The following is a 22,291-nucleotide window of genomic DNA, read 5'->3' on the forward strand; positions in this document are numbered from 1 at the left end:
TCAGTTGCAGGCGCCGCCCAGGCTGCCTTCGAACTGAACTCGGACGGCCATCGGCTGGCCTGATAACCCTCGATTCACAAGACGAACGTCGCTGGCGTGTCGGCGGCTCTGGCGCCATAGTTTTGTTTCCGCGGCCTACGTTGCCCGCCCATAACAAGACAGAGACTGGCCATGACCAAGACTCTCCATCACCGTGCTTGCCATTTGTGCGAAGCCATCTGTGGCCTGGCCATCGAAACCACCAGGGGCGAAGGCGGTAACGTCCAGATCACTTCGATCAAGGGCGACCCCCAGGATACGTTCAGTCGTGGGCACATCTGCCCCAAGGCCGTGGCGTTGCAAGACATTCAGAACGATCCGGATCGCCTGCATCAGCCGATGCAGCGGGTGGGCAATGAATGGCAGCCCATCGAGTGGGAAGCGGCATTCAATCTGGTCGCCGAACGCCTCGCCGCCATTCAGGCGCATCACGGGCAAAACGCGGTGGCGGTCTATCAGGGCAACCCGAGCGTGCACAATTACGGGTTGATGACCCACAGCAATTACTTCCTCGGCCTGTTGAAAACCCGCAACCGGTTTTCCGCGACGTCGGTCGATCAATTGCCCCATCACCTGACCAGTCATTTGATGTACGGCCACGGTCTGCTGCTGCCGATCCCGGACATCGACCACACCGATTTCATGCTGATCCTTGGCGGCAATCCACTGGCTTCGAACGGCAGCATCATGACCGTGCCGGATGTGGAGAAACGCTTGAAGGCGATACAGGCCCGGGGTGGCAAGGTGGTGGTGGTCGATCCGCGCCGTAGTGAAACGGCGGCGATTGCCGACCAGCATCTGTTCGTACGCCCGGGCGGTGATGCAGCGCTGTTGTTCGGCCTGCTCAATACCTTGTTCGCTGAAGGTCTGACCCGCGACAGCCATCTGCCGGTGGACGGCCTGGAGGACGTACGGGAGGCCGTCGCACCGTTCACTGCCGAGGCCATGAGTCCGTTGTGCGCCGTACCGGCCGAACAGATCCGCCAGTTGGCGCGGGACTTCGCCGCGGCACCGAGTGCAGTCTGCTATGGCCGCATGGGCGTCTCGACCCAGGCCTTCGGTACTCTGTGCCATTGGGTAGTGCAGTTGATCAACCTGGTCACCGGCAATCTCGATCGCGTGGGTGGTGCCTTGTGCACCGAGCCAGCAGTGGACCTGGTGGCGTCGACCTCGGGCGGGCATTTCAATCTGTGGCAGAGCCGGGTTTCCGGGCGCCCGGAGTACGCCGGAGAACTACCTGTCTCGGCGCTGGCCGAAGAGATGCTCACTGAAGGGGAGGGGCAAGTCCGCGCGCTGATCACCGTGGCGGGCAATCCGGTGTTGTCCACACCCAATGGCCGACAACTCGAACAGGCGCTGGACGGTCTGGAGTTCATGGTCAGTATCGACCTGTACATCAATGAAACCACGCGTTACGCCGACCTGATCCTGCCGTCCACATCGGCGCTGGAAAACGACCATTACGACACCACGTTCAACCTGTTCGCGGTGCGCAACGTCAGCCGTTTCAACCGCGCCATCCTCGCCAAACCCCAAGGTGCATTGCACGACTGGGAGATTTTCGTCGGCCTGGCCAAGGCATTTGCCGTCAGGACCGGCAAAGAACTGAAGCCCACCATCGCCCCTGCGCAAATGATCGATCGCGGCTTGCGCATGGGAATGTACGGCGACAATTCAGAGCACAAGCTGTCGCTGGCGACTTTGTTCGATCATCCCCATGGCGTCGATCTGGGCGCGCTCAAGCCTAACCTGACGCCACGCCTGAAGACTGCCAATCAACGCATCCAGGCCGCGCCTGCGGCGATTCTCGCTGACCTGGCGCGCTTTGCAGTCTTGAAGGCGCCGGCCGCCGACGAGTTGTTGATGATTGGCCGCCGGCATGTACGCAGCAACAATTCATGGATGCATAACTATCATCGGTTGGTAAAGGGCAAGCCACGTCACCAGTTGCTGATGCATCCGGACGATCTGGCCAGTCGCGGGCTCAGCGACGGACAGCGCGTTCGGGTCAGTTCGCGGGTGGGTGTGATCGAAGTCGAAGTGCTTGGCAGTCTGGACATGATGAAAGGCGTGGTCAGCCTGCCTCACGGCTGGGGGCATGCGCGGCCGGGCGTGCAAATGTCGATTGCCAGCAGCCAGCCGGGCTCCAGCGCCAACGACCTGACCGACGAACGCCAGATTGACGAACTGTCGGGAAATGCCGCGCTCAATGGTGTGCCGGTGATCGTGGTGGCGGCGTGAATCAGTCAGACGGAGAGACCGAGCAGGGCGCTCGGCTTTCCGTTACAATGCGCCACCGTGCCGACCCATGAGTCGGAAAGTTCAGCCGAGGTGCTCCATGGATATCATCGAAACGATTAAAGAGCAGATTGCCAACAACACCATTCTGCTTTACATGAAAGGCTCGCCGAATGCCCCGCAGTGCGGCTTCTCCGCGAAAGCCGCGCAGGCCGTGATGGCGTGTGGCGAAAAGTTTGCGTACGTGGACATCCTGCAGAACCCGGAAATCCGCGCCAACCTGCCAAAATACGCCAACTGGCCAACCTTCCCACAGCTGTGGGTTGCCGGTGAACTGGTCGGCGGTAGCGACATCATGACTGAAATGGCTGCTGACGGTTCGCTGCAGAGCCTGATCAAGGACGCCGCCGCCAAGGCTGCTGCCAAGACTGAAGCCTGATCACGTTTCTCTGTAGGAGCGAGCTCGCTCGCGATGGACTTGAGGTTGACGCGTTTAATCAGGAAACACGCGTTATCGTTAACGTCCATCGCGAGCAAGCTCGCTCCTACAAGAGCAGGCAATAAAAAGCCCCGCCACTCGAAAGAGGGCGGGGCTTTTTATTGCATCGAGATTAATGGCGTAGAACTTACTCGTCTTCGCCCACCTGCGATTGCAGATAGTTCTCAAGGCCCACTTTATCGATCAGGCCCAGTTGGGTTTCCAGCCAGTCGATATGTTCTTCTTCGGACTCGAGGATGTCTTCAAGCAGTTCACGGCTACCGAAGTCGCCAACTTTTTCGCAATGCGCGATAGCCACTTTGAGATCGGCATGGCCGGTTTTCTCGATACGCAGGTCACACTCAAGCATTTCCTTGGTGTGCTCGCCGATGTGCAGCTTGCCCAGGTCCTGGACATTCGGCAGGCCTTCAAGGAACAGGATGCGCTTGATCAGCTTGTCCGCGTGCTTCATCTCGTCGATGGATTCGTGGTACTCGTGCTTGCCGAGCTTGTTCAGGCCCCAATCTTCATACATGCGCGCATGCAGGAAGTATTGATTGATCGCGACCAGCTCATTGGCGAGGATCTTGTTGAGATGCTGGATGACTGTAACGTCGCCTTTCATGATGGGGTCCTGCCCTGTATTAGCTGTCAATAGAGCAGAGTTTGAGCCTCGTATTTAATAGTGTCAAACCTAAGTTATTGAAACTTAAATGAAAATTAATCGGAATAAGAATGTTTGTGTTCCGCGTCTAGAGCATAACTAGTTGATTTTGAGGCATAAAAAAACCGGACATATGTCCGGTTCTTTGAAATTCGATGTTTAAGCCGCGGTAAATTCTGCTGGATAAGGAATTGCAGCCTGGGCCGTTTGCAGTTTGGTCAGGGTCTCGCGGACCACTTCCTTGGCGAGGCAGGCACATTTGCCGCACTGGCTCGCAACGCCGGTGGCCACACGGACTTCCTTGTAGCTGCAGCATCCTTCATAGATCGCATCGCGGATTTGACCGTCGGTGACGCCAGTGCAGAGGCAAACATACATAGGGAAGGACCGTCGCTGATTGTGACTCAATTGCGATGGATCTTAATGTTAACGAGAATGATTGTCAAAGTGGTTTCAGAGCACTTTTCGTCATAAACGGGTATGGCTGACGAACGGTCTGCCTGGCAAATCGGTGATCCAAAACCGGCGGGGATTTCATCGTACGGGGAAAAAACAGCTAAGCCAGCTCAAACACGCGGTGTATGATGGCCGGTCTTTTGCGACCGGGGATCGTGTCACAGGGCTGTCGCCTCAGGGTGGCAGGCTGATGCGAACCCTGTTTCTCACGCTATTACACCAGGAGATATCCAATGAGCGTACTCGTAGGCAAACAAGCCCCTGACTTCACCGTACCGGCCGTACTCGGCAATGGCGAGATCGTTGACAGCTTCACCCTGTCCTCGGCGATCAAAGGCAAATACGGCCTGGTGTTCTTCTATCCACTGGACTTCACCTTCGTTTGCCCGTCCGAGCTGATCGCTCTGGACAACCGCATGTCTGACTTCAAGGCACGCAACGTTGAAGTGATCGCTGTTTCGATCGACTCGCACTTCACCCACAACGCATGGCGCAACACTCCAGTGAACAATGGCGGTATCGGCCAGGTTCGCTACACCATGGCTGCCGACATCAAGCAGGACATCATGAAGGCCTACGACGTTCAGTCCGCTGATGGCGTGGCTTTCCGTGGCGCGTTCCTGATCGACGACAAAGGCGTTGTCCGCTCGCAGATCGTCAACGACCTGCCGCTGGGCCGTAACATGGAAGAGCTGATCCGTCTGGTCGACGCTCTGCAATTCCACGAAGAGCACGGCGAAGTCTGCCCTGCCAACTGGAAAAAAGGCGACAAAGGCATGAACGCTTCGCCAGAAGGCGTTGCTGCTTACCTGACCGAGCACGCTGCCGCTCTGTAAGGCGTTCCAGGTATAAAAAAACCGGCCTTCGAGGCCGGTTTTTTTATGTGCTGAAGTCCTTGTAGGAGCGAGCTTGCTCCGGGCGGCGTTCCGACGATGGAATCATGAACACTGCGGGGAACCAGGCTCCCCGCGTTATCGTTCACGACCATCGCGAGCAAGCTCGCTCCCACATTGATTCGTGAGTGCACTCAGTCGCCGAAGTCTTCCCAACCACCCATCTGTTTCCAGCGATTGACGATGCCGCAGAACAGCTCTGCCGTCTTCTCGGTGTCGTAGCGAGCCGAGTGAGCCTCGCGACCGTCGAAGTCGATGTCCGCTGCCTGGCACGCCTTGGCCAACACGGTCTGGCCGTAAGCGAGACCGGCCAGCGTTGCGGTATCGAAGCTGGAGAACGGATGGAACGGATTGCGCTTCATGTCCAGCCGCGCAACCGCCGCATTCAGGAAGCCCAGGTCGAAACTGCTGTTATGCCCGACCAGGATCGCCCGTTTGCAACCGTTGGCCTTGAGGGCCTTGCGCACGCCGCGGAAGATATCGTTCAGGGCAGACTCTTCACTCACCGCCATGCGCAGCGGGTGATCGAGCTTGATCCCGGTGAATTCCAGGGCTGCCGCTTCGATGTTCGCGCCCTCGAACGGCTCGACACGGAAAAAGTAGGTGTGATCCGGGTAAACAAAACCCTTTTCATCCATGGCGATGGTGGTCGCGGCGATCTCCAGCAGGGCGTCGGTGGCCGAGTTGAAGCCACCGGTCTCTACGTCGACGACAACCGGCAGGTAACCACGAAACCTTGCCGCCATTGGATGACGAGGGCCGCCTCCGCCGCCATTGCCTTCCAGTTCGTCGTCGAAATGGTCTTCACTCACGCGTGTTCCTCCAGCAGGCGCCAGCGCAGTTTTTCACCGGCGCGCAGCGGGATAACGGTCAGCTCGCCAAATGGCAGGCTGGTCGGGGCGGTCCACTCTTCGCGGACCAGGGTGATGCGATCGGTGTTGGCCGGCAGACCGTAGAAGCGCGGGCCGTTGAGGCTGGCGAAGGCCTCGAGCTTGTCCAGCGCATTGCGCTGTTCGAAAGCTTCGGCGTACATCTCGATGGCCGCATAGGCGGTGTAGCAACCGGCGCAGCCGCAGGCCGCTTCCTTGGCATGCTGGGCGTGGGGGGCCGAGTCGGTGCCGAGGAAGAACTTATCGCTGCCGCTGGTGGCCGCGTCGAGCAGGGCTTCCTGGTGGGTATTGCGCTTGAGGATCGGCAGGCAATAGAAGTGCGGCCGAATCCCGCCCACCAGCATGTGGTTGCGGTTGTACAGCAGGTGATGCGCGGTGATGGTCGCGCCCACGTTGGCCGAAGCCGAGTTGACGAACTGCACGGCGTCTGCGGTGGTGATGTGTTCGAAGACCACTTTGAGGGTCGGGAAGCGCTCGACCACACGACGCAAGTGCTCGTCGATGAAGATTTTTTCTCGGTCGAACACGTCGACATCGCCCCGGGTGACTTCACCGTGGACCAACAACGGCATCCCGACTTCGGCCATGGCCTCGAGTGCAGGGAAGATCTTGTCGATGCTGGTGACGCCAGAATCCGAGTTGGTGGTCGCGCCGGCCGGGTACAGCTTGGCGGCGTGAATGAATCCGCTGGCCTTGGCCTCGCGAATTTCTTCAGGCTGGGTGCGGTCGGTCAGGTACAGGACCATCAGTGGCTCGAACAGGCTGCCGGCCGGGCGGGCAGCGAGAATCCGCTGCCGATAGCCGTCGGCTTCGGCCGCATTGCGTACCGGTGGAACCAGGTTGGGCATGATGATGGCGCGGCCAAAGGTGCGCGCGACATCCGCGACGGTATTGGTCAGCACGGCACCATCGCGAAGATGAATATGCCAGTCGTCGGGACGCAGCAGGGTCAGGCGGTCGGACATGAGGGGATTCCAGGCGGGTCAAACTCAAGGGAATGCTACCGGAAAAGACTCTTGCAGGCACTCGCTATCAAGTTTTGCAGGAAGCTTCCGATATCCAACAGGTATGCCGTAAACATGTGTGTGTCGGTCTTTTTGTTGTAGAAGCCAGTGGAGCCTCCCGTGCGCCAGCGTTATTTAGCCTTGCTCAGTGTGTTTGCCAGCCTTCCGGCGATGGCGCTCACTTTCCAGACACGTCTGGAGAACATTGAGTGGACGGTCGAAGGCGACAAGTTCGAATGCCGCCTGACTCAGCCGGTTACCGACTTCGGCTCGGGCGAGTTCGTGCGTCGTGCCGGCGAGCAGGCGATTTTCCGTCTGAAAGCCTACAACCCGATGATCGGCGGCGGTTCGGCCACCTTGCTGGCCGCTGCCGCGCCGTGGCAACCGGGCCGTGACGATATCAACCTGGGCACGGTGAGAATCGGCAGTGGCAACGTATTGTTCAACAGCTCACAGGTTCAGGCCGGGCGTCTGATCAGTGGCCTGATGGACGGTCGCAGCCCGGTCGTTCGACACTCCTCGGGGGATGGGCGGGTGTCGGAAGTACGCTTGTTGCCGGTCAGGTTCACCAAGGCGTTTGCCGACTACCAGGGTTGCGTGGCGAAACTGTTGCCACAGAATTTCGAACAGGTGAAGCAATCGGAAATCGGCTTCCCCGGTGGCGGAATCGAACTCGACAGCGCCGCAAAAGCCAAACTGCAGGTAATGCTGGAGTACATGAAGGCCGATCCGACGGTCAATCACATCGAGCTCGACGGTCACTCCGACAACAGCGGCAATCGCCTGACCAACCGCGACCTGTCGCGGCGCCGAGCCCTGGCAGTGATGGAGTTCTTCAAGGCCAACGGCATCCATGAATCGCAAATCACTCTGCGTTTCCATGGCGAGCGTTATCCGGTGGCGCCGAACACCAACAACACCAACCGCGCGAAGAACCGTCGAGTAGCGGTGCGCCTGGAGCGCGGAGCACCCGCGGAACAAGTCGCCCCGCAGGCGACGAAAGCGGCCACTTCGGCCACTTCCTGACCCGGCTGTAATCGTCGCGCTCTCGACATAATCTGTCGCTTCGTCGTCATAAGCTGTCGCGCCACTGTAAATTATTCTGCATGAGCGGTAGACTTCCCGGCTTTCCGTAGAACCCCGTGGAGTGATGGCATGGCGGACGTAAACAAGGTCGTTCTGGCGTATTCCGGCGGCCTGGACACTTCGGTGATCCTCAAGTGGCTGCAGGATACTTATAACTGTGAAGTAGTGACCTTCACCGCTGACCTGGGTCAGGGCGAAGAGGTCGAACCTGCACGCGCCAAGGCTCAGGCCATGGGCGTCAAAGAGATCTACATCGACGACTTGCGCGAAGAGTTCGTGCGCGATTTCGTTTTCCCGATGTTCCGCGCCAACACCGTTTACGAAGGCGAGTACCTGCTGGGTACTTCCATCGCTCGTCCGCTGATCGCCAAGCGCCTGATCGAAATTGCCAACGAAACCGGTGCAGACGCCATTTCCCATGGCGCCACCGGCAAGGGTAACGACCAGGTTCGTTTCGAACTCGGTGCGTACGCCTTGAAGCCAGGTGTGAAAGTGATCGCTCCTTGGCGCGAGTGGGACCTGCTGTCCCGTGAAAAGCTGATGGATTACGCCGCGAAGCACGCGATTCCGATCGAGCGCCACGGCAAGAAGAAGTCCCCGTACTCCATGGATGCCAACCTGCTGCACATCTCCTATGAAGGCGGCGTGCTGGAAGACACCTGGACCGAGCACGAAGAAGACATGTGGCGCTGGACCGTTTCCCCGGAAAACGCTCCAGACAAGCCGCAGTACCTGGAACTGACCTACCGCAACGGCGACATCGTCGCGCTGGACGGCGTCGAAATGACTCCTGCCACCGTGCTGGCGACCCTGAACCGTATCGGTGGTGAGCACGGTATCGGCCGTCTCGACATCGTCGAGAACCGCTACGTGGGCATGAAGTCCCGTGGCTGCTACGAAACCCCTGGCGGCACGATCATGCTGCGTGCCCACCGTGCGATCGAATCGATCACCCTGGACCGCGAAGTGGCTCACCTCAAGGACGAGCTGATGCCCAAGTACGCCAGCCTGATCTATACCGGCTACTGGTGGAGCCCTGAGCGTCTGATGCTGCAACAGATGATCGATGCGTCCCAGGTCAACGTGAACGGCGTTGTGCGCCTGAAACTGTACAAGGGCAATGTGATCGTCACTGGCCGCAAGTCCGACGACTCGCTGTTCGACGCCAACATCGCTACCTTCGAAGAAGATGGCGGCGCGTACAACCAGGCGGATGCCGCGGGCTTCATCAAGCTCAACGCCTTGCGCATGCGCATTGCGGCGAACAAAGGCCGGAAGCTGTTCTGAGACCTTTGACATCGTGATGGATACCTGACCTCGTCCTCGACGAGGTCAGGTACCTGAAAACGGGGTGTGATGCCAGTTACTGCGTTGTCGGGTGTTTTCTTTTCCGCTGATGATTTCCTGTTTTTCTCCTTCTCGATGGCCTGACTACAGGTTGCTGTTCGCCGGTTGCCCGGCGTGATCAATGACCGACAACCTGTGCGAGTCCGGATTGTAGGTCACATAAAAGGCGGCACCGCGCTTGCTGGCCTGCTTTGTATGTCCAAGCGCACTGGCTTTCAGTAATTTCTCCGAAACGGCACAAGTGACAAACAGAATCACGTACGCCGTCTTTTCCCGTGGCCTCTGGATTTTTTCCAGCAGCGCTCCAAACTCGACCTCTTCGCTCATCCAGCGTACATCAACGACGTACAGGTCTTTTACCGGTTCCGGTAACTGAAGGTGATGCTGAACAGAGACAGTGGTTTGCAGACCAATCCTGGTTGGCGGGTCCTGTGCACCACAGGGCGTTCGGGCTGACCGCCAGCCATTCGCTGACGTTTCCAGTGTGGGGTTTTCAGACGGTTTTGCGGACGCTTTTTTTTCCGAGCGCCCAACATCATCCATGGCCTTCATGAAGTGCTTTCCCTTTTCAAAGTCGGAGGGTGCATAAAGTGATTTATAGTTGAAGTTGAGTGTCGCGAAAAAAAGTAAAAGTAAATAAAACGGAAAGCTGATCAGGAACCAGACGTAGAGTTCTCTTTCCTCCTGATCAAGGAAGGGTAGCGAGACGGCTGCCGAAGTTTCAGAGAGCGCTGCGAATATCGCGATAATTGTCATTGGGTTGGTGATTCGTTTTTTTATCATGTTCTGTACTCATGCCGGGTTGTCTGTTCTCGAGTGGTTTATGAAGTTGGTTCGATGTGATGCCTGTTGTAGTGATTTTGATTGTCTGCTGGTTTTTTACAGGTTTTTATTTGTTTGTTGTATTGCTCTTCGGTTTCTTGAATTTTTGGCGTGGTTTAATGATTGCTCAAAAAATATTATTTGCTGTAAGAGTAATTGGATGCGAAGTGTGTGATATTTCTGGTGTGGGTGTTGAGTGCGTAAATATCAGTTACGTTTTAGCGGAAAGGTAGAGGCTGGTGTTTATCAGGGCGCGACCGGATCAAGCTGGCTCTCGAAAAATTCTGGTCGTAAATCGACACAGGTGGCTGCTGGAAAGTGCGACACACTGACGCTGATACAGTTTTAAATTCATTCTGTTCGAGGGATTTTTGTAGGAGGAATCCGTGTTGTTTGTAGGGGATGTCTCTTGGTGTGGGTGGCCGGGAGGGGCGACATGCCATGGGTGAAACGACTAGGCTATTGTGCGGGCTCTAAAAATTCGAACAGCGAAAATTGGACTTGCCCATGAATAAAGTGCTGATCGTGGATGATCACCCCGTCATTCGTCTTGCGGTACGTATGCTAATGGAGCGTCATGGCTACGAAGTTATTGCAGAAACCGATAATGGTGTGGACGCACTGCAACTAGCCCGTGAACTTATGCCGGACATTGTCATTCTGGATATCGGGATTCCGAAGCTGGACGGGTTGGAAGTCATCGCGCGTTTGTCTTCGACTTCAATGCCGATGAAAGTGCTGATTTTGACTTCCCAGGCGCCGGGACATTTTTCGATGCGTTGCATGCAATCCGGTGCAGCAGGTTATGTCTGCAAACAACAAGACCTCACGGAGTTGCTCAGTGCAATAAAGGCCGTTTTGTCAGGCTACAGTTACTTTCCTAATCAAGCCTTGCATACCGTACGTTGCAGTTTGGGGAATGCCAGTGAGGCCGATATGGTCGATCGATTGTCGGGGCGGGAAATGATGGTCCTGCAGCAGTTGGCCCGAGGGAAGACCAATAAAGAGATTGCCGATGGGATGTTTCTCAGCAATAAAACAGTCAGTACTTACAAGACCCGCCTGTTGCTCAAGCTGAATGCGCGGTCTCTGGTCGATCTGATCGAACTGGCACAACGCAATGGTCTGGTGTGATGGCATAACTGCGCGACAAGGGGCGCCTATCGGGGTGTGGCACTTAGCAAAAAAAAAGCCTCCGTTTCGGGAGGCTTTCAGGTGTCATAAATCAAAATCGTAATCGGCCAATTGCTTTTGCAGTCGGCGCTCCTCCAGCAGGTTGTCGATGGTGCGGCGTTTGCTCAGATTAGTTTTCGCTACTTCAACCACCGGTTCAGCGTCATCGGTTTCGGCGGTGGTGAAATCGTCTTCTACGTCTAATTGCTCTTTGCCAGTACTCATTTAGTTGCTCCAGGCTAAGAAGGCCTTTGGCGCCCCTTATATCGACATTCTCCCGGCGGGTAAAAAAGATTTTTTCAATCGACAAATCAATAAACCCAATAGCGCCTCAATCGTCGGAGGTTTTGTGCTTGTATTCGCACAAGTCCTCGATCCGGCAGCTTCCGCATCGGGGCTTGCGGGCCAGGCAAACATAGCGACCATGAAGGATCAGCCAGTGATGGGAGTCGAGCAGGTACTCCTTGGGCACGAACTTCATCAGTTTTTTCTCGACTTCCACCACATTCTTGCCGGGAGCAATGCCAGTCCGGTTGCTGACCCTGAAAATATGCGTGTCGACGGCCATGGTCAGCTGACGGAATGCCGTATTGAGTACCACATTGGCGGTCTTGCGGCCGACGCCGGGCAGTGCTTCCAGCTCTTCGCGGGTTTGTGGGACCTCGCCGGCGTGACGCTCGACCAGCAAACGGCAGGTTTCGATCACGTTTTTCGCTTTGCTGTTGTACAGCCCGATGGTCTTGATGTACTCCGACAGCCCTTCGACACCCAGGGCATGCATCGCTGCCGGGGTATTGGCGACCGGGAACAGCCTGGCTGTGGCCTTGTTGACGCCGACATCGGTGGACTGCGCCGAGAGAATCACGGCAATCAGTAATTCGAAGGGGGAGGAATAGGCCAGTTCGGTCTTTGGTTCCGGGTTGTCCTCGTGCAGTCGGCGGAAAATTTCCAGACGTTTTGCGGCATTCATGGGCAGTGCGTTTCCTCGAAGGCAATCAATGTGTGGGCGTCGGGCGCCAGGCCTGCCAGGCGGCGATCAGGAGTCCGAGCAGGATGAACCCGCCAGGGACCAGTGTGGTCAGGCGCAGTCCGCCGTCAGCCACCAGCACCCAGCCATGCCAGTCAGTTTGCGTTGCGCCGAACAGCCACGATAGATGGTTTCCAAGTGTTCCGTTGCCGATGAGTTCGCGCAGCAGGCCCAGCGCGATCATCAGCGTGGCAAACAGGCTATTGAGTCGCAGGCGTTGATGCCAATCGCTCTGAAAGACCCCGGTGTGTTCCAGTACGACGCATTGCAAGGCGATCAAGGCTCCATAAATCCCCAGATGCTGCTGCCATTGCAGCGACCAGGCTTGTGCCATGAGTTCCGCGCAACTGGTGAGGGTGGCTGCCAACAGGATGCTGGCCAGCATACGGGCCGCCGGGACCAGTCGAGATCGCAGGGCACCCATGGCCAGACCGAACAACTGAGTCACCACCATGAACATCAGGCACAAGCCAACTGCAGCCATCAGCGAGTGGGTGACGCCGATCAGTGGCGTCAGCATCAAGGCGTTGCGCAGGGTCGATGAGTTATCCATGGGCAGGGATTCCGAGCAATTGTTGCCGGTGTTCATCGAAGTAGCGCAAGGCATCGTGGACGGCATTGATCACCGCTCTTGAGGTGATGGTTGCGCCTGCGATCTGATCGAACTGTCCCTGATCCTTTTTCAGCGCCCAGCCGCTGTCACCGGGTTCTGTTCGAGACTTGCCGGAAAAAACCTGGAGCCAGGCATTGGGCCAGTCGGCGATCCGAGCCCCCAGTCCAGGTGTTTCCGACTGTTTGAGGGTTTTGACGCCCAGCAACCTGCCATTGGCGTCGACTGCGATCAACAGGTCGATGGCACCGGCGTAGCCAAGGGTTTGACTGCGCAGCAAGACCGCGACGGGTTGATCGGCCCGGGTCGCCAGATAACCACCCAGCAAGGTGCTGTTGGTCAGTGCGGCTGCTTCAATCGTTATGGGGTGTTCGAGTGGTTGATTGTCGTAGCTGTCCGGCGCGATCAGGTCCAGCAGGTTACGGCTGTCGATCAGGCGCTGTTCGGCTGCAATGCGTGGCGCGCTGCCGAGTTGTACGAAGTACGTCACGCCAAAGCCCAGTGCGGCCAAAAGCACCACAAGCGCGATGCTTGATGTCCGGTTCATGGTGCCTCCGGCTGTTGCCTGGCCGCCACGAACCGCTCCAGCGCCGGCACGCACAGGTTCATCAACAGCACAGCGAAGGCGATGCCGTCCGGGTAGCCACCCCAGGTACGAATCAGATAAGTCAGAAGCCCAACACCAGCGCCGAACAACAATTTCGCGCCAGGGCTTCTGGCGCCGGACACCGGTTCGGTGATGATGAAGAACGCCCCCAGCATGGTCGCGCCGGTCAGCAGATGAAACAACGGCGAGCCATGGGAGTCGGAGCCCGAACCGTTCCAGCACAACAGGCTGATGATGAACAGGCTGGCCAGCATGCCGACCGGTGCATGCCAGCTGATCACCCTTCGTTGCAGGAGAAACGCTCCACCCGCCACAAAGGCCAGGTTCACCCATTCCACCCCCCGGCCGCCAAAGTGGCCGAATGCCGGGTTGCCGGCAAACAGTTCATCCATGGTCAGGCTTTTGTTGATCCGCAGACTGTCCAGTGCCGTGGCCTGCACCCACGCATCCGGCACATGGCTGATGCCAAACACGTGCTGCAGGCCGCTCAGCAGATCCATGCCATGGGGCAATGGCCAATGGGTCATTGGTTGGGGAAAGGTCACCAGCACCAGAGCCAAGCCGAGCATCGCCGGGTTGAAGGGATTCGAACCGACGCCACCATACAAGTGCTTGCCGAACACCATCGCAAAAGCGGCTGCACTGAGGGTCAGCCACCATGGGCAGTAAGGCGGCAGCGCCAGAGCCAGCAATGTGGCACTGACCAGCGCGCTACCGTCACTCAAAGTTGGCCCCGGCGGCTGCTTGCGCCATTGCACGACGGCGGCCTCGACGGCCAACGCGGCAGCGGCCGCCAGAACCAGATTGATCAACACCCCCCAGCCGTACAGCCAGAACGCCGCCAGGATTCCCGGCAGCGTGGCCAACAGCACCAGTTTCATCGCCTGTTGCAGGCGATCATCCACCACGTCAAGGGCTGGCATGGGCGTCCACCAGGCGTTCGGCTTCACCGAGTGCGCGTTCCAGGGCTTCGATTTGTTCCGCTGATGCTTCGTTGGCGTGAGCCTTCTTGAGTTCGGCGCGGCGCATGGCCAACTGGATCTTGGCCCGTTTCAGATCGGCATCAATTGACGACGCAGCTGCGACCGTCGGTACAGGTGAGGGTGGAGCGGCGCTTTCCAGTTGCGCCAGGTTTTGTTCGGCGGCTTCGAACTGTTGTTGCAGTGCGATCAACTGCGATTGCTGTTCGAAGGTCGGCGGATGCCCGAAGGCCTTCAGCGATTTGTGCAACTGCGCCCGACTCATCGCCACCTCGATCTTGGCCTTTTTCAGCGCGGCATCGGCATTGGCGGTTTTCTGTGCGCGGACGCGCTCGAGGGCTGCCTGCACAGGGTCGTCTGTCGTCTCGGCAGGTTGTGCGGTTCGCTGCCTTGCCTGGCGCTCGGCGATTTTCTGTTGCTCCTCACGCTGCAAGCGGGCATTGCGTTGTTCGAAGCGGCGCCGTGCGTGATCGCGCTTGAGGTTGCGGGCCTGCCGCGCCTGCGGTGTGAGGGCCAGGCCCCCGACAACAGGCAGTACAGTGTTCGGCTGCAGTGGGCGCATTTCGATGCAGTCCACCGGGCACGGTGCCACGCAGAGATCGCAACCGGTGCACTCATCAATGATCACCGTGTGCATCAGCTTGGCCGCGCCGACGATGGCATCGATCGGGCAGGCCTGAATGCACTTGGTGCAACCAATGCACTCGGCCTCGCGGATATAGGCGATCTGCGCAGGTGCCGAGCCGCGAGTGATATCCAACTCCAGCACCGGCACCTTCAGCAGTTCAGCCAGGGCCGCGATGGTTTCGTTGCCTCCGGGAGGGCACTTGTTGATCGGCTCACCGCTGGCGATGCCTTCGGCATACGGCTTGCACCCGGGGTGCCCGCACTTGCCGCATTGGGTTTGCGGCAAGAGTGCGTCGATGCATTGAATCAGACTCATGTTTTGATCAGTCCGCTGAATCCGAGAAAAGCCACTGCGATCAGGCCGGCACCAATCAGGTCGATCGGCAAGCCGCGAAAGGGCAGGGGAACATCGTTGTCGGCCGTGCGTTCACGCAAATCAGTGAACAGGCTCAACACCAGCCAGAAGCCCAACCCTGCACCGAGGCTCAAGGCAGTGGCGTGAAAAAAGCCCTTGTCTTCCTGAGCATTGAGCAGGGCCACGCCGAGTACGCCAGCATTGCCCAACAGCAACGGCCAGAGGCCTTCGAATGGTAGTGTCGAAAACAACCGCGCCAGCAACTTCAGCAACGGGCTGATCAGCAGCACGCTCAATGGCAGAAACACAAACAGACGCAGGGGCGTCAATTGCAGTGGCACCAGCATCCATTGATAGAGCGCGTAGCCGAGCATGCCCACGACCAGCATCAGGCATGTCGTCGCAATGCCCAGGGCATGTACCTGACGACGCTGACCGGCCAACAGTGGATCGACGGCCAATGGCCATTGCAACACGAGGTTGTTGATCAGGGCTGCGCTGATAAGCGTAAGCAGGATTTCGGTCATTGTTCGTGCCGACAAGAACGGTAGTTTTTGTAGGAGCGAGCTTGGTCCGGGCGGCGTTCCGGCGATGGACTCAAGGGCGCTGCGTTCAACCTGTGGACACGCATAATCGTTAACGACCATCGCGAACGAGCTCGCTCCTACAGGAGATGGTCTAAAAAGCTTAGGCATTATCCGGCAAGGCGGGAGGGTGGGCCAGACATGAAAATCCCACAGCCGCGCCAGACACGACTGTGGGATCGATTTGCCGCAGACCTTACTTGATGCGCTGGCCAGGCTTGGCGCCGCTGTCAGGGCTGAGCAGGTAGATTTCTTCTCCGCCAGGGCCTGCCGCCATCACCATGCCTTCGGAGATACCAAACTTCATTTTCCGTGGCTTGAGGTTGGCGATCATCATGGTCAGGCGCCCATCGAGCTTGGACGGGTCCGGGTAAGCGCTCTTGATCCCGGAGAACACGTTGCGTTGCTCGTCACCGATATCCAGGGTCAGGCGCAACAGCTTGTCGGCACCTTCCACGTGTTCAGCCTTGACGATCAGCGCGACACGCAGGTCGACAGCGGCAAAGGTGTCGAACTCGATTTCCGGCGACAGCGGATCCTTGGCCAGTTCGCCATTGCCGGCAGGTGCGGCTTCGCCGGTGTCGGTCTGGCTGGCGGTCAGGTCTTCTTTCGAAGCGTCGGTCATGGCTTGCACTTTTACCGGGTCGATGCGGGTCATCAGCGGCTTGAACTCGTTCAGCTGGTGATTGCCGAGCAAGGTCGCGTGATCGTTCCAGGTCAGCGGCGCGACGTTGAGGAACGCCTCGGCGTCGGCGGCCAGCAGCGGCAGCACCGGCTTGAGGAAGATCACCAGTTGGCGGAACAGGTTGACGCCTGTGGCGCAGATGGCCTGGACTTCATCCTGTTTGCCTTCCTGTTTGTTCAACGACCACGGCGCCTTGTCGGCGATCCAGGCGTTGGCGCGGTCGGCCAGGCCCATGATCTCGCGCATGGCACGGGCAAAGTCGCGGGCTTCATAGGCGTCGGCGATACCTGGCGCGGCGGCCAGGAAGGCTTCGGTCAGTTCAGGCGCGGCGTTGGTGTCGACCATTACGCCGGCATTGCCCTTGTTGATGAAGCCGGCGCAACGGCTGGCGATGTTGACGACCTTGCCCACCAGGTCGGAGTTGACCTTCTGCACGAAATCTTCGAGGTTCAGATCGAGGTCATCAACGCCACGGCCCAGCTTGGCCGCGTAGTAATAGCGCAGGTATTCCGGCGACAGGTGGTCCAGGTAGGTCCGGGCCTTGATGAAGGTGCCGCGGGACTTGGACATTTTCTGACCGTTGACAGTCAGGTAGCCGTGCACGTTGATGCCGGTCGGCTTGCGGTAGCCCGCGCCCTCGAGCATGGCTGGCCAGAACAGGGCGTGGAAGTTGACGATGTCCTTGCCGATGAAGTGGTACAGCTCGGCGGTGGAGTCCTTGCCCCAGAACGCGTCGAAGTCCAGCTCCGGCGTGCGGTTGCACAGGTTCTTGAAGCTGGCCATGTAACCGATCGGCGCATCCAGCCACACGTAGAAGTACTTGCCCGGCTCGTCGGGGATTTCAAAACCGAAATACGGTGCATCGCGGGAGATATCCCACTGTTGCAGGCCGGCATCCAGCCATTCGGCGATCTTGTTGGCGACGGCATCCTGCAGGGTGCCGCTGCGGGTCCAGGTTTGCAGCATTTGCTGGAAGTCTGGCAGCTTGAAGAAGAAGTGCTGGGAATCCTTGAGCACCGGGGTGGCGCCGGAGATCGCCGACTTCGGATCCTTCAGGTCGGTCGGTGCGTAGGTCGCACCGCATTTTTCGCAGTTGTCGCCGTACTGGTCTTCGGTGCCGCATTTCGGGCAGGTGCCCTTGATGAAGCGGTCGGCCAGGAACATTTTCTTTTCCGGGTCGAAGTACTGGGTGATCGACCGCGTGGCAATGTGCCCGGCGTCACGCAGCTTCAGGTAGATCTGGCTCGACAGCTCACGGTTTTCTTCGGCGTGAGTGGAGTGGAAATTGTCGAAGTCCACCAGGAAGTCGGCAAAGTCGGCGCTGTGTTCGGCCTGGACGTTGGCGATCAGTTGTTCCGGGGTGATGCCTTCCTTTTCCGCGCGCAGCATGATCGCCGAACCGTGGGCGTCGTCGGCGCAGACATAGATGCATTGATTGCCGCGGTGCTTCTGGAAGCGCACCCACATATCGGTCTGGATGTATTCCAGCATATGGCCGAGGTGAATCGAACCATTGGCATAGGGCAGGGCGCTGGTGACGAGGATCTTGCGTGGCTCGGACATGGGGCTCGGCTACTTGATGAAACGGAGGTCGGCCACTATAAAGCGCCGGCGCATATTTTTCACCCTGTGAGCCTGTTTCATTGGATGAGTAACAGGTGAAGGTTCAACATCCCGCCGAACGCTCGGAACAGGTACGATAGCCACTATCTTTTCCAGTCCTGTTTTCGGAGTTGCCCATGAGCGCCGTCAATCGCGCAGCGGTGGAAGCCGTCCTTCGCCAATACACCGACCCTTACCTGAACCTGGACCCGGTCAGCGCCGGGTGCGTGCGCAACATCGAGATTCAGGGCGACCGCGTCAGCGTTCAGCTTGAATTGGGTTACGCCGCCGGTCTGTTCAAGAGTGGCTGGGCGCAGATGCTGGAAATGGCCATTCAGGGGCTGGATGGCGTGGCAAGTGCCAAGGTCGAAATCACCAGCGTGATCGCCGCGCACAAGGCTCAGGCGCAGATTCCGGGCTTGGCGAACGTGAAAAACGTGGTGGCCGTGGCGTCCGGCAAGGGCGGCGTGGGCAAATCCACCACCGCGGCCAACCTGGCCCTGGCTCTGGCCCGGGAAGGCGCCAAGGTGGGGATTCTCGATGCGGACATCTACGGTCCGAGCCAGGGCATCATGTTCGGCATCCCCGAGCGTACCCGCCCCGAGGTCAAGGATCAGAAATGGTTCGTTCCGCTCAAGTCCCATGGCGTCGAAGTGATGTCCATGGCTTTCCTCACCGACGACAACACGCCGATGGTCTGGCGCGGGCCGATGGTTTCGGGCGCCCTGTTGCAACTGGTCACCCAGACCGCGTGGGGTGACCTCGATTACCTGGTCATCGACATGCCGCCTGGCACCGGCGATATCCAGCTGACCCTGGCGCAGAAAGTGCCGGTGGCCGGTGCGGTTATCGTGACCACCCCGCAGGACCTGGCATTGCTGGATGCACGCAAGGGCGTGGAAATGTTCCGCAAGGTCAACATCCCGGTGCTGGGCGTGGTGGAGAACATGGCCGTGCACATCTGCTCCAACTGCGGACATGCCGAGCATCTGTTTGGCGAAGGCGGTGGTGTGAAACTGGCCAACCAGTATGGTGTTGAACTGCTGGCTTCGCTGCCGCTGTCGATGGTCATCCGCGAGCAGGCCGATGGCGGCAAGCCAACAGTGATCGCCGAGCCTGATAGCCAGATTGCGATGGTTTACCAGGAACTGGCCCGCCATGTCGGCGCGCGGATCGTGTTGCAGGAAGCGTTGACGCCGGCGATGCCGAACATCAGCGTCAGCGACGACTAATGTTCGCCAGATAAACGCTGACCAAATGTGGGAGCGGGCTTGCTCGCGAAAGCGGTGTGTCATTCAACCAACAAGTTGACTGATCTATCGCCTTCGCGAGCAAGCCCGCTCCCACAGTTGTTTGGGGTTGGGCTTAGATACGCAACCCGCCATCCATCTCCAGAATCCGACCGGTGTAATAGTCGTTCTCGAAGATGTAAGCCGCCGAATGGGCTATTTCCTCAGGCTTGCCCATGCGCTTGAGCGGGATCCCCGCAGTCATCTTCTCCAGCGCTTCAGGCTTCATGCCCAGGGTCATTTCGGTTTCGATGAAGCCCGGTGCAATGCCGGCGACGCGAATGCCGTAGCGTGCCAGCTCCTTGGCCCAGGTCACGGTCGCCGCAGCAACACCGGCCTTGGCGGCGGAGTAGTTGGTCTGACCGACGTTGCCGGCGCGGGAAATCGACGAGATATTGATGATCGCGCCAGTGTTGTTCAGCTCGACCATTTTCGCCGCGACTTCACGGGTGCACAGGAACACGCCGGTCAGGTTGACGTCGATGACGGCCTGCCACTGGGCCAGGCTCATCTTGGTCATTTCGCCATCCTTGACCTTGAGCAACAGGCCGTCGCGCAGGATCCCGGCGTTGTTGATCAAACCATGGATCGCGCCGAAGTCTTCAGCGACCTGGGCAACCATGTGGGTCACTTGCTCTTCGTTGGCCACGTTGCACAGGTAGGCGCGAGCCTCGACACCTTGGGCCTTGCAGGCCGCGACGGCGTCGTCGAGTTTTTCCTGGTTCAGGTCCACCAGCGCGAGTTTCGCGCCCAGGCCTGCGAAATACTCGGCCATGGAGCGGCCTAAACCCTGGCAACCGCCAGTAATAATGATTACTTTGTCAGTGAGTTGCATTCGCATGCCCCGGTAGCAGGTCTGAGTGGTTTCCTTTAGAGAGCCTCTCGATCTGCGCCTGACCTGGCCTGGCTGCACATGAGAACTGCCCCCGATGGCGTGCTGGGACTTTCGCCAGCAGCTCGTCCGTTTTTCTGACGGATTCTATTTAAGGAGTCATAAATTGAGCGTTGAAGCGGCTAAGCATGCACGAGAATTGCTTCTCAAGGAATACCGTGGGGTGCTCTCGACGCACTCCAAATCAATGCCCGGTTTTCCGTTCGGTTCCGTGGTTCCGTACTGCCTGGACGAGCAGGGCCGGCCGCTGATCCTGATCAGCCGCATCGCCCAGCACACTCATAATCTGCAAAAAGATCCGAAATGCTCGCTGTTTGTCGGCGAACGTGGTGCCGAAGATGTCCAGGCCGTTGGTCGACTGACTTACCTGGCTGAGGCGCAACAGCTCGAAGACGAAGCCGCCATCGACGCTGCCTCCGAGCGTTACTACCGCTACTTCCCGGAGTCGAAGGGTTATCACAAGGCCCACGATTTCGATTTCTGGGTGCTTGAGCCTGTACGCCACCGTTACATCGGCGGTTTTGGCGCGATTCATTGGGTCAACGACCTGACCCTGGCCAACCCGTTCGCCGGCAAGGCCGAAGTGAGCATGGTCGAGCACATGAACGCCGATCACGCCAAGGCCATCGCCCATTACGTCGATCTGGCCGGGCTGCCGAAAAACGTGCCGGCGCAAATGGTCGGCATCGATTGTGAAGGCATGCACCTGCGCATCGGTCAAAGTCTGTACTGGTTACCGTTCCAAGCGCCTTGTAATACGCCGACACAAGTTCGCGAAGCCTTGGTTTCTCTGGCCCACGCCGATCATTGGCCGAAAAATGAAGTGGCCGACGCTTGAATTCACGAAACGGCGACGTCATCTAAGGTGAACTGGCAAGGCATTCTTGCGTTGAGGAACCATTTGATGCGCCCTTTTTTGTTGCTCTTTCTGCTGTTCCCGGTGTTGGAGCTGTTCGTATTCGTCAAGGTGGCAGGGTCCATCGGGTTCTTCCCGGCCCTGCTGCTGATCATTCTCGGCTCGATGTTCGGCGTGTTTGTGCTGCGCATCGCCGGCCTGGCCACGGCCCTGCGTGCCCGTGAAAGCCTGAGCCGCGGCGAACTGCCGGCCCAGACCATGCTCGAAGGCCTGATGCTGGCATTGGCCGGTGGCCTGCTGATTCTTCCGGGCTTCATCAGCGATGTGATCGGCCTGTTCATGCTGCTGCCGTTCAGTCGTCGCCTGCTGGCCAATAAAATGCGCCAGCGCGCCGAAGAGCAGGCGATGCGTCAGCGAGCGTTCGCCGACGACCTCCAGGCCCGTGGCGGCCCGGCGCCTCGCGAGCCGCTGGGCCGCGAGCCCAACGTGATCGAAGGTGAGTTCGAACACCGCGATACCAAGTAATACGCACATCGACACGGCACCTTCGGGTGCCGTGTTCGTTTGCGGGGCATCGACCTGAAAATTTTTTCGTCGCCGCCCTTGTAATAAGCTTATGCGCCCTTATGTAACGGTCACCGCAAGGTTTCTGGCGAACAAGCCAGACAGACTTCCGCGGTTCGCTTGACGAACCGCAACCGGCACCGCCGGCCTTTGTTAAACCCGCCGGGACTACACCGGCCGATGAAAACCACAATTAGGAGAGATCGACAATGAAGCTTCGTCCTCTGCATGACCGCGTCGTCATCCGTCGCAGCGAAGAAGAAAAGAAAACCGCTGGCGGTATCGTCCTGCCAGGTTCGGCTGCTGAAAAAGCCAACAGCGGCGAAATCCTCGCTGTAGGCACCGGCCGCGTACTGGAAAACGGTGAAGTGCGTGCACTGTCCGTGAAAGTGGGCGACAAGGTTGTGTTCGGTCCTTACTCCGGCAGCAACACTGTGAAAGTCGACGGCGAAGACCTGCTGGTAATGAGCGAGAACGAAATTCTCGCCGTTATCGAAGGCTGATACCCCCGTTCATTTTCCCG

General features: G+C 58.5%; 25 protein-coding genes. 11 read left to right on the top strand and 14 right to left on the bottom strand.

Annotation, left to right across the window (positions count from 1 at the left end; all coding sequences use genetic code 11):
- Positions 1 to 171: 171 nt before the first annotated feature.
- On the top strand, positions 172 to 2,280 hold the full coding sequence (locus tag KGA98_RS07520; protein ID WP_223501950.1) for a molybdopterin oxidoreductase family protein: 2,109 nt from the start codon (positions 172 to 174) through the stop codon (positions 2,278 to 2,280).
- Positions 2,281 to 2,377: 97 nt separating this feature from the next.
- Positions 2,378 to 2,716 carry a Grx4 family monothiol glutaredoxin gene (gene grxD / locus KGA98_RS07525; protein WP_223501951.1) on the top strand — a complete coding sequence of 113 codons (339 nt, stop codon included), beginning with the start codon at positions 2,378 to 2,380 and terminating at the stop codon, positions 2,714 to 2,716.
- A gap of 187 nt (positions 2,717 to 2,903) precedes the next feature.
- Here grxD and bfr read toward each other — a convergent pair whose 3' ends face one another.
- Positions 2,904 to 3,380, bottom strand: a complete 477-nt coding sequence (gene bfr, locus KGA98_RS07530) for a bacterioferritin (RefSeq protein WP_223501952.1) — start codon at positions 3,378 to 3,380, stop codon at positions 2,904 to 2,906.
- Between the two features lie 198 nt (positions 3,381 to 3,578).
- Complete coding sequence (locus KGA98_RS07535; RefSeq protein WP_007985869.1) at positions 3,579 to 3,797, bottom strand: bacterioferritin-associated ferredoxin; 219 nt, start codon at positions 3,795 to 3,797, stop codon at positions 3,579 to 3,581.
- A 311-nt stretch (positions 3,798 to 4,108) separates the two neighbouring features.
- On the opposite strand from KGA98_RS07535, the gene KGA98_RS07540 reads away from it, so the two are divergent.
- Positions 4,109 to 4,711, top strand: a complete 603-nt coding sequence (locus KGA98_RS07540; RefSeq protein WP_057713433.1) for a peroxiredoxin — start codon at positions 4,109 to 4,111, stop codon at positions 4,709 to 4,711.
- 191 nt (positions 4,712 to 4,902) lie between these two features.
- Here the strand turns inward: KGA98_RS07540 and rnt are convergent, their stop codons facing one another.
- Positions 4,903 to 5,580, bottom strand: a complete 678-nt coding sequence (gene rnt, locus KGA98_RS07545) for a ribonuclease T (protein ID WP_057713434.1) — start codon at positions 5,578 to 5,580, stop codon at positions 4,903 to 4,905.
- Complete coding sequence (gene pyrC / locus KGA98_RS07550; RefSeq protein ID WP_223501953.1) at positions 5,577 to 6,623, bottom strand: dihydroorotase; 1,047 nt, start codon at positions 6,621 to 6,623, stop codon at positions 5,577 to 5,579. The genes rnt and pyrC overlap by 4 nt, the downstream gene beginning before the upstream one ends.
- A 159-nt stretch (positions 6,624 to 6,782) precedes the next feature.
- Between pyrC and KGA98_RS07555 the strand changes: the two genes are divergently transcribed.
- Together KGA98_RS07555 and KGA98_RS07560 are read left to right on the top strand one after the other, a co-directional pair.
- Positions 6,783 to 7,688: a flagellar protein MotY gene (locus KGA98_RS07555; protein WP_223501954.1), complete on the top strand. Its 906-nt coding sequence runs from the start codon at positions 6,783 to 6,785 to the stop codon at positions 7,686 to 7,688.
- A gap of 129 nt (positions 7,689 to 7,817) precedes the next feature.
- A complete protein-coding gene (locus KGA98_RS07560) occupies positions 7,818 to 9,035 on the top strand; it encodes an argininosuccinate synthase (protein ID WP_007972320.1) in 1,218 nt (405 codons plus the stop codon).
- 144 nt (positions 9,036 to 9,179) lie between these two features.
- Here the strand turns inward: KGA98_RS07560 and KGA98_RS07565 are convergent, their stop codons facing one another.
- Positions 9,180 to 9,878, bottom strand: coding sequence for a hypothetical protein (locus KGA98_RS07565; protein ID WP_223501955.1), 699 nt, complete (start codon positions 9,876 to 9,878; stop codon positions 9,180 to 9,182).
- 59 nt (positions 9,879 to 9,937) lie between these two features.
- Between KGA98_RS07565 and KGA98_RS07570 the strand changes: the two genes are divergently transcribed.
- Positions 9,938 to 10,150 (top strand): hypothetical protein, encoded by a 213-nt coding sequence (locus tag KGA98_RS07570; protein ID WP_223501956.1) that lies wholly within the window; start codon positions 9,938 to 9,940, stop codon positions 10,148 to 10,150.
- A gap of 274 nt (positions 10,151 to 10,424) precedes the next feature.
- A complete protein-coding gene (locus tag KGA98_RS07575; protein ID WP_008053528.1) occupies positions 10,425 to 11,051 on the top strand; it encodes a response regulator transcription factor in 627 nt (208 codons plus the stop codon).
- A gap of 84 nt (positions 11,052 to 11,135) precedes the next feature.
- On the opposite strand, the gene KGA98_RS07580 is transcribed toward KGA98_RS07575, so the two are convergent.
- The 8 genes from KGA98_RS07580 to metG form a co-directional block, all read right to left on the bottom strand.
- The gene (locus KGA98_RS07580) at positions 11,136 to 11,315 is read right to left on the bottom strand and encodes a PA3496 family putative envelope integrity protein (protein WP_007972325.1); all 180 of its coding nucleotides are present in this window, start codon (positions 11,313 to 11,315) and stop codon (positions 11,136 to 11,138) included.
- A 106-nt stretch (positions 11,316 to 11,421) separates the two neighbouring features.
- On the bottom strand, positions 11,422 to 12,060 hold the full coding sequence (gene nth, locus KGA98_RS07585; protein ID WP_057713439.1) for an endonuclease III: 639 nt from the start codon (positions 12,058 to 12,060) through the stop codon (positions 11,422 to 11,424).
- Positions 12,061 to 12,085: 25 nt separating this feature from the next.
- Positions 12,086 to 12,670 (bottom strand): Rnf-Nqr domain containing protein, encoded by a 585-nt coding sequence (locus tag KGA98_RS07590; protein ID WP_223501957.1) that lies wholly within the window; start codon positions 12,668 to 12,670, stop codon positions 12,086 to 12,088.
- On the bottom strand, positions 12,663 to 13,274 hold the full coding sequence (locus KGA98_RS07595; protein WP_223501958.1) for an RnfABCDGE type electron transport complex subunit G: 612 nt from the start codon (positions 13,272 to 13,274) through the stop codon (positions 12,663 to 12,665). The genes KGA98_RS07590 and KGA98_RS07595 overlap by 8 nt, the downstream gene beginning before the upstream one ends.
- Positions 13,271 to 14,257 (bottom strand): RnfABCDGE type electron transport complex subunit D, encoded by a 987-nt coding sequence (locus tag KGA98_RS07600; RefSeq protein WP_223501959.1) that lies wholly within the window; start codon positions 14,255 to 14,257, stop codon positions 13,271 to 13,273. Before KGA98_RS07600 ends, KGA98_RS07595 begins: the two co-directional genes overlap by 4 nt.
- Positions 14,244 to 15,257 (bottom strand): electron transport complex subunit RsxB, encoded by a 1,014-nt coding sequence (gene rsxB, locus KGA98_RS07605; RefSeq protein ID WP_223501960.1) that lies wholly within the window; start codon positions 15,255 to 15,257, stop codon positions 14,244 to 14,246. Before rsxB ends, KGA98_RS07600 begins: the two co-directional genes overlap by 14 nt.
- Complete coding sequence (locus KGA98_RS07610) at positions 15,254 to 15,823, bottom strand: electron transport complex protein RnfA (RefSeq protein WP_154860461.1); 570 nt, start codon at positions 15,821 to 15,823, stop codon at positions 15,254 to 15,256. Before KGA98_RS07610 ends, rsxB begins: the two co-directional genes overlap by 4 nt.
- A gap of 253 nt (positions 15,824 to 16,076) precedes the next feature.
- Positions 16,077 to 18,128, bottom strand: coding sequence for a methionine--tRNA ligase (metG, locus tag KGA98_RS07615; RefSeq protein ID WP_056726133.1), 2,052 nt, complete (start codon positions 18,126 to 18,128; stop codon positions 16,077 to 16,079).
- A gap of 176 nt (positions 18,129 to 18,304) precedes the next feature.
- Here metG and apbC point away from each other — a divergent pair, with 176 nt between their 5' ends.
- Positions 18,305 to 19,399, top strand: coding sequence for an iron-sulfur cluster carrier protein ApbC (apbC, locus tag KGA98_RS07620; protein ID WP_057713446.1), 1,095 nt, complete (start codon positions 18,305 to 18,307; stop codon positions 19,397 to 19,399).
- A 133-nt stretch (positions 19,400 to 19,532) separates the two neighbouring features.
- Here apbC and KGA98_RS07625 read toward each other — a convergent pair whose 3' ends face one another.
- Positions 19,533 to 20,291 (bottom strand): SDR family oxidoreductase, encoded by a 759-nt coding sequence (locus KGA98_RS07625; protein ID WP_223501961.1) that lies wholly within the window; start codon positions 20,289 to 20,291, stop codon positions 19,533 to 19,535.
- Between the two features lie 163 nt (positions 20,292 to 20,454).
- Here KGA98_RS07625 and KGA98_RS07630 point away from each other — a divergent pair, with 163 nt between their 5' ends.
- The 3 genes from KGA98_RS07630 (at position 20,455) to KGA98_RS07640 (ending at position 22,271) form a co-directional block, all read left to right on the top strand.
- A complete protein-coding gene (locus tag KGA98_RS07630; RefSeq protein ID WP_150813351.1) occupies positions 20,455 to 21,186 on the top strand; it encodes a HugZ family protein in 732 nt (243 codons plus the stop codon).
- Between the two features lie 66 nt (positions 21,187 to 21,252).
- A complete protein-coding gene (locus KGA98_RS07635; RefSeq protein WP_008053539.1) occupies positions 21,253 to 21,729 on the top strand; it encodes an FxsA family protein in 477 nt (158 codons plus the stop codon).
- A 248-nt stretch (positions 21,730 to 21,977) separates the two neighbouring features.
- Complete coding sequence (locus tag KGA98_RS07640; RefSeq protein WP_007985847.1) at positions 21,978 to 22,271, top strand: co-chaperone GroES; 294 nt, start codon at positions 21,978 to 21,980, stop codon at positions 22,269 to 22,271.
- Positions 22,272 to 22,291 lie beyond the last annotated feature (20 nt).

It is taken from the genome of Pseudomonas sp. BF-R-24, assembly GCF_019947335.1.
In the GTDB taxonomy this organism is placed as follows: domain Bacteria; phylum Pseudomonadota; class Gammaproteobacteria; order Pseudomonadales; family Pseudomonadaceae; genus Aquipseudomonas; species Aquipseudomonas jessenii.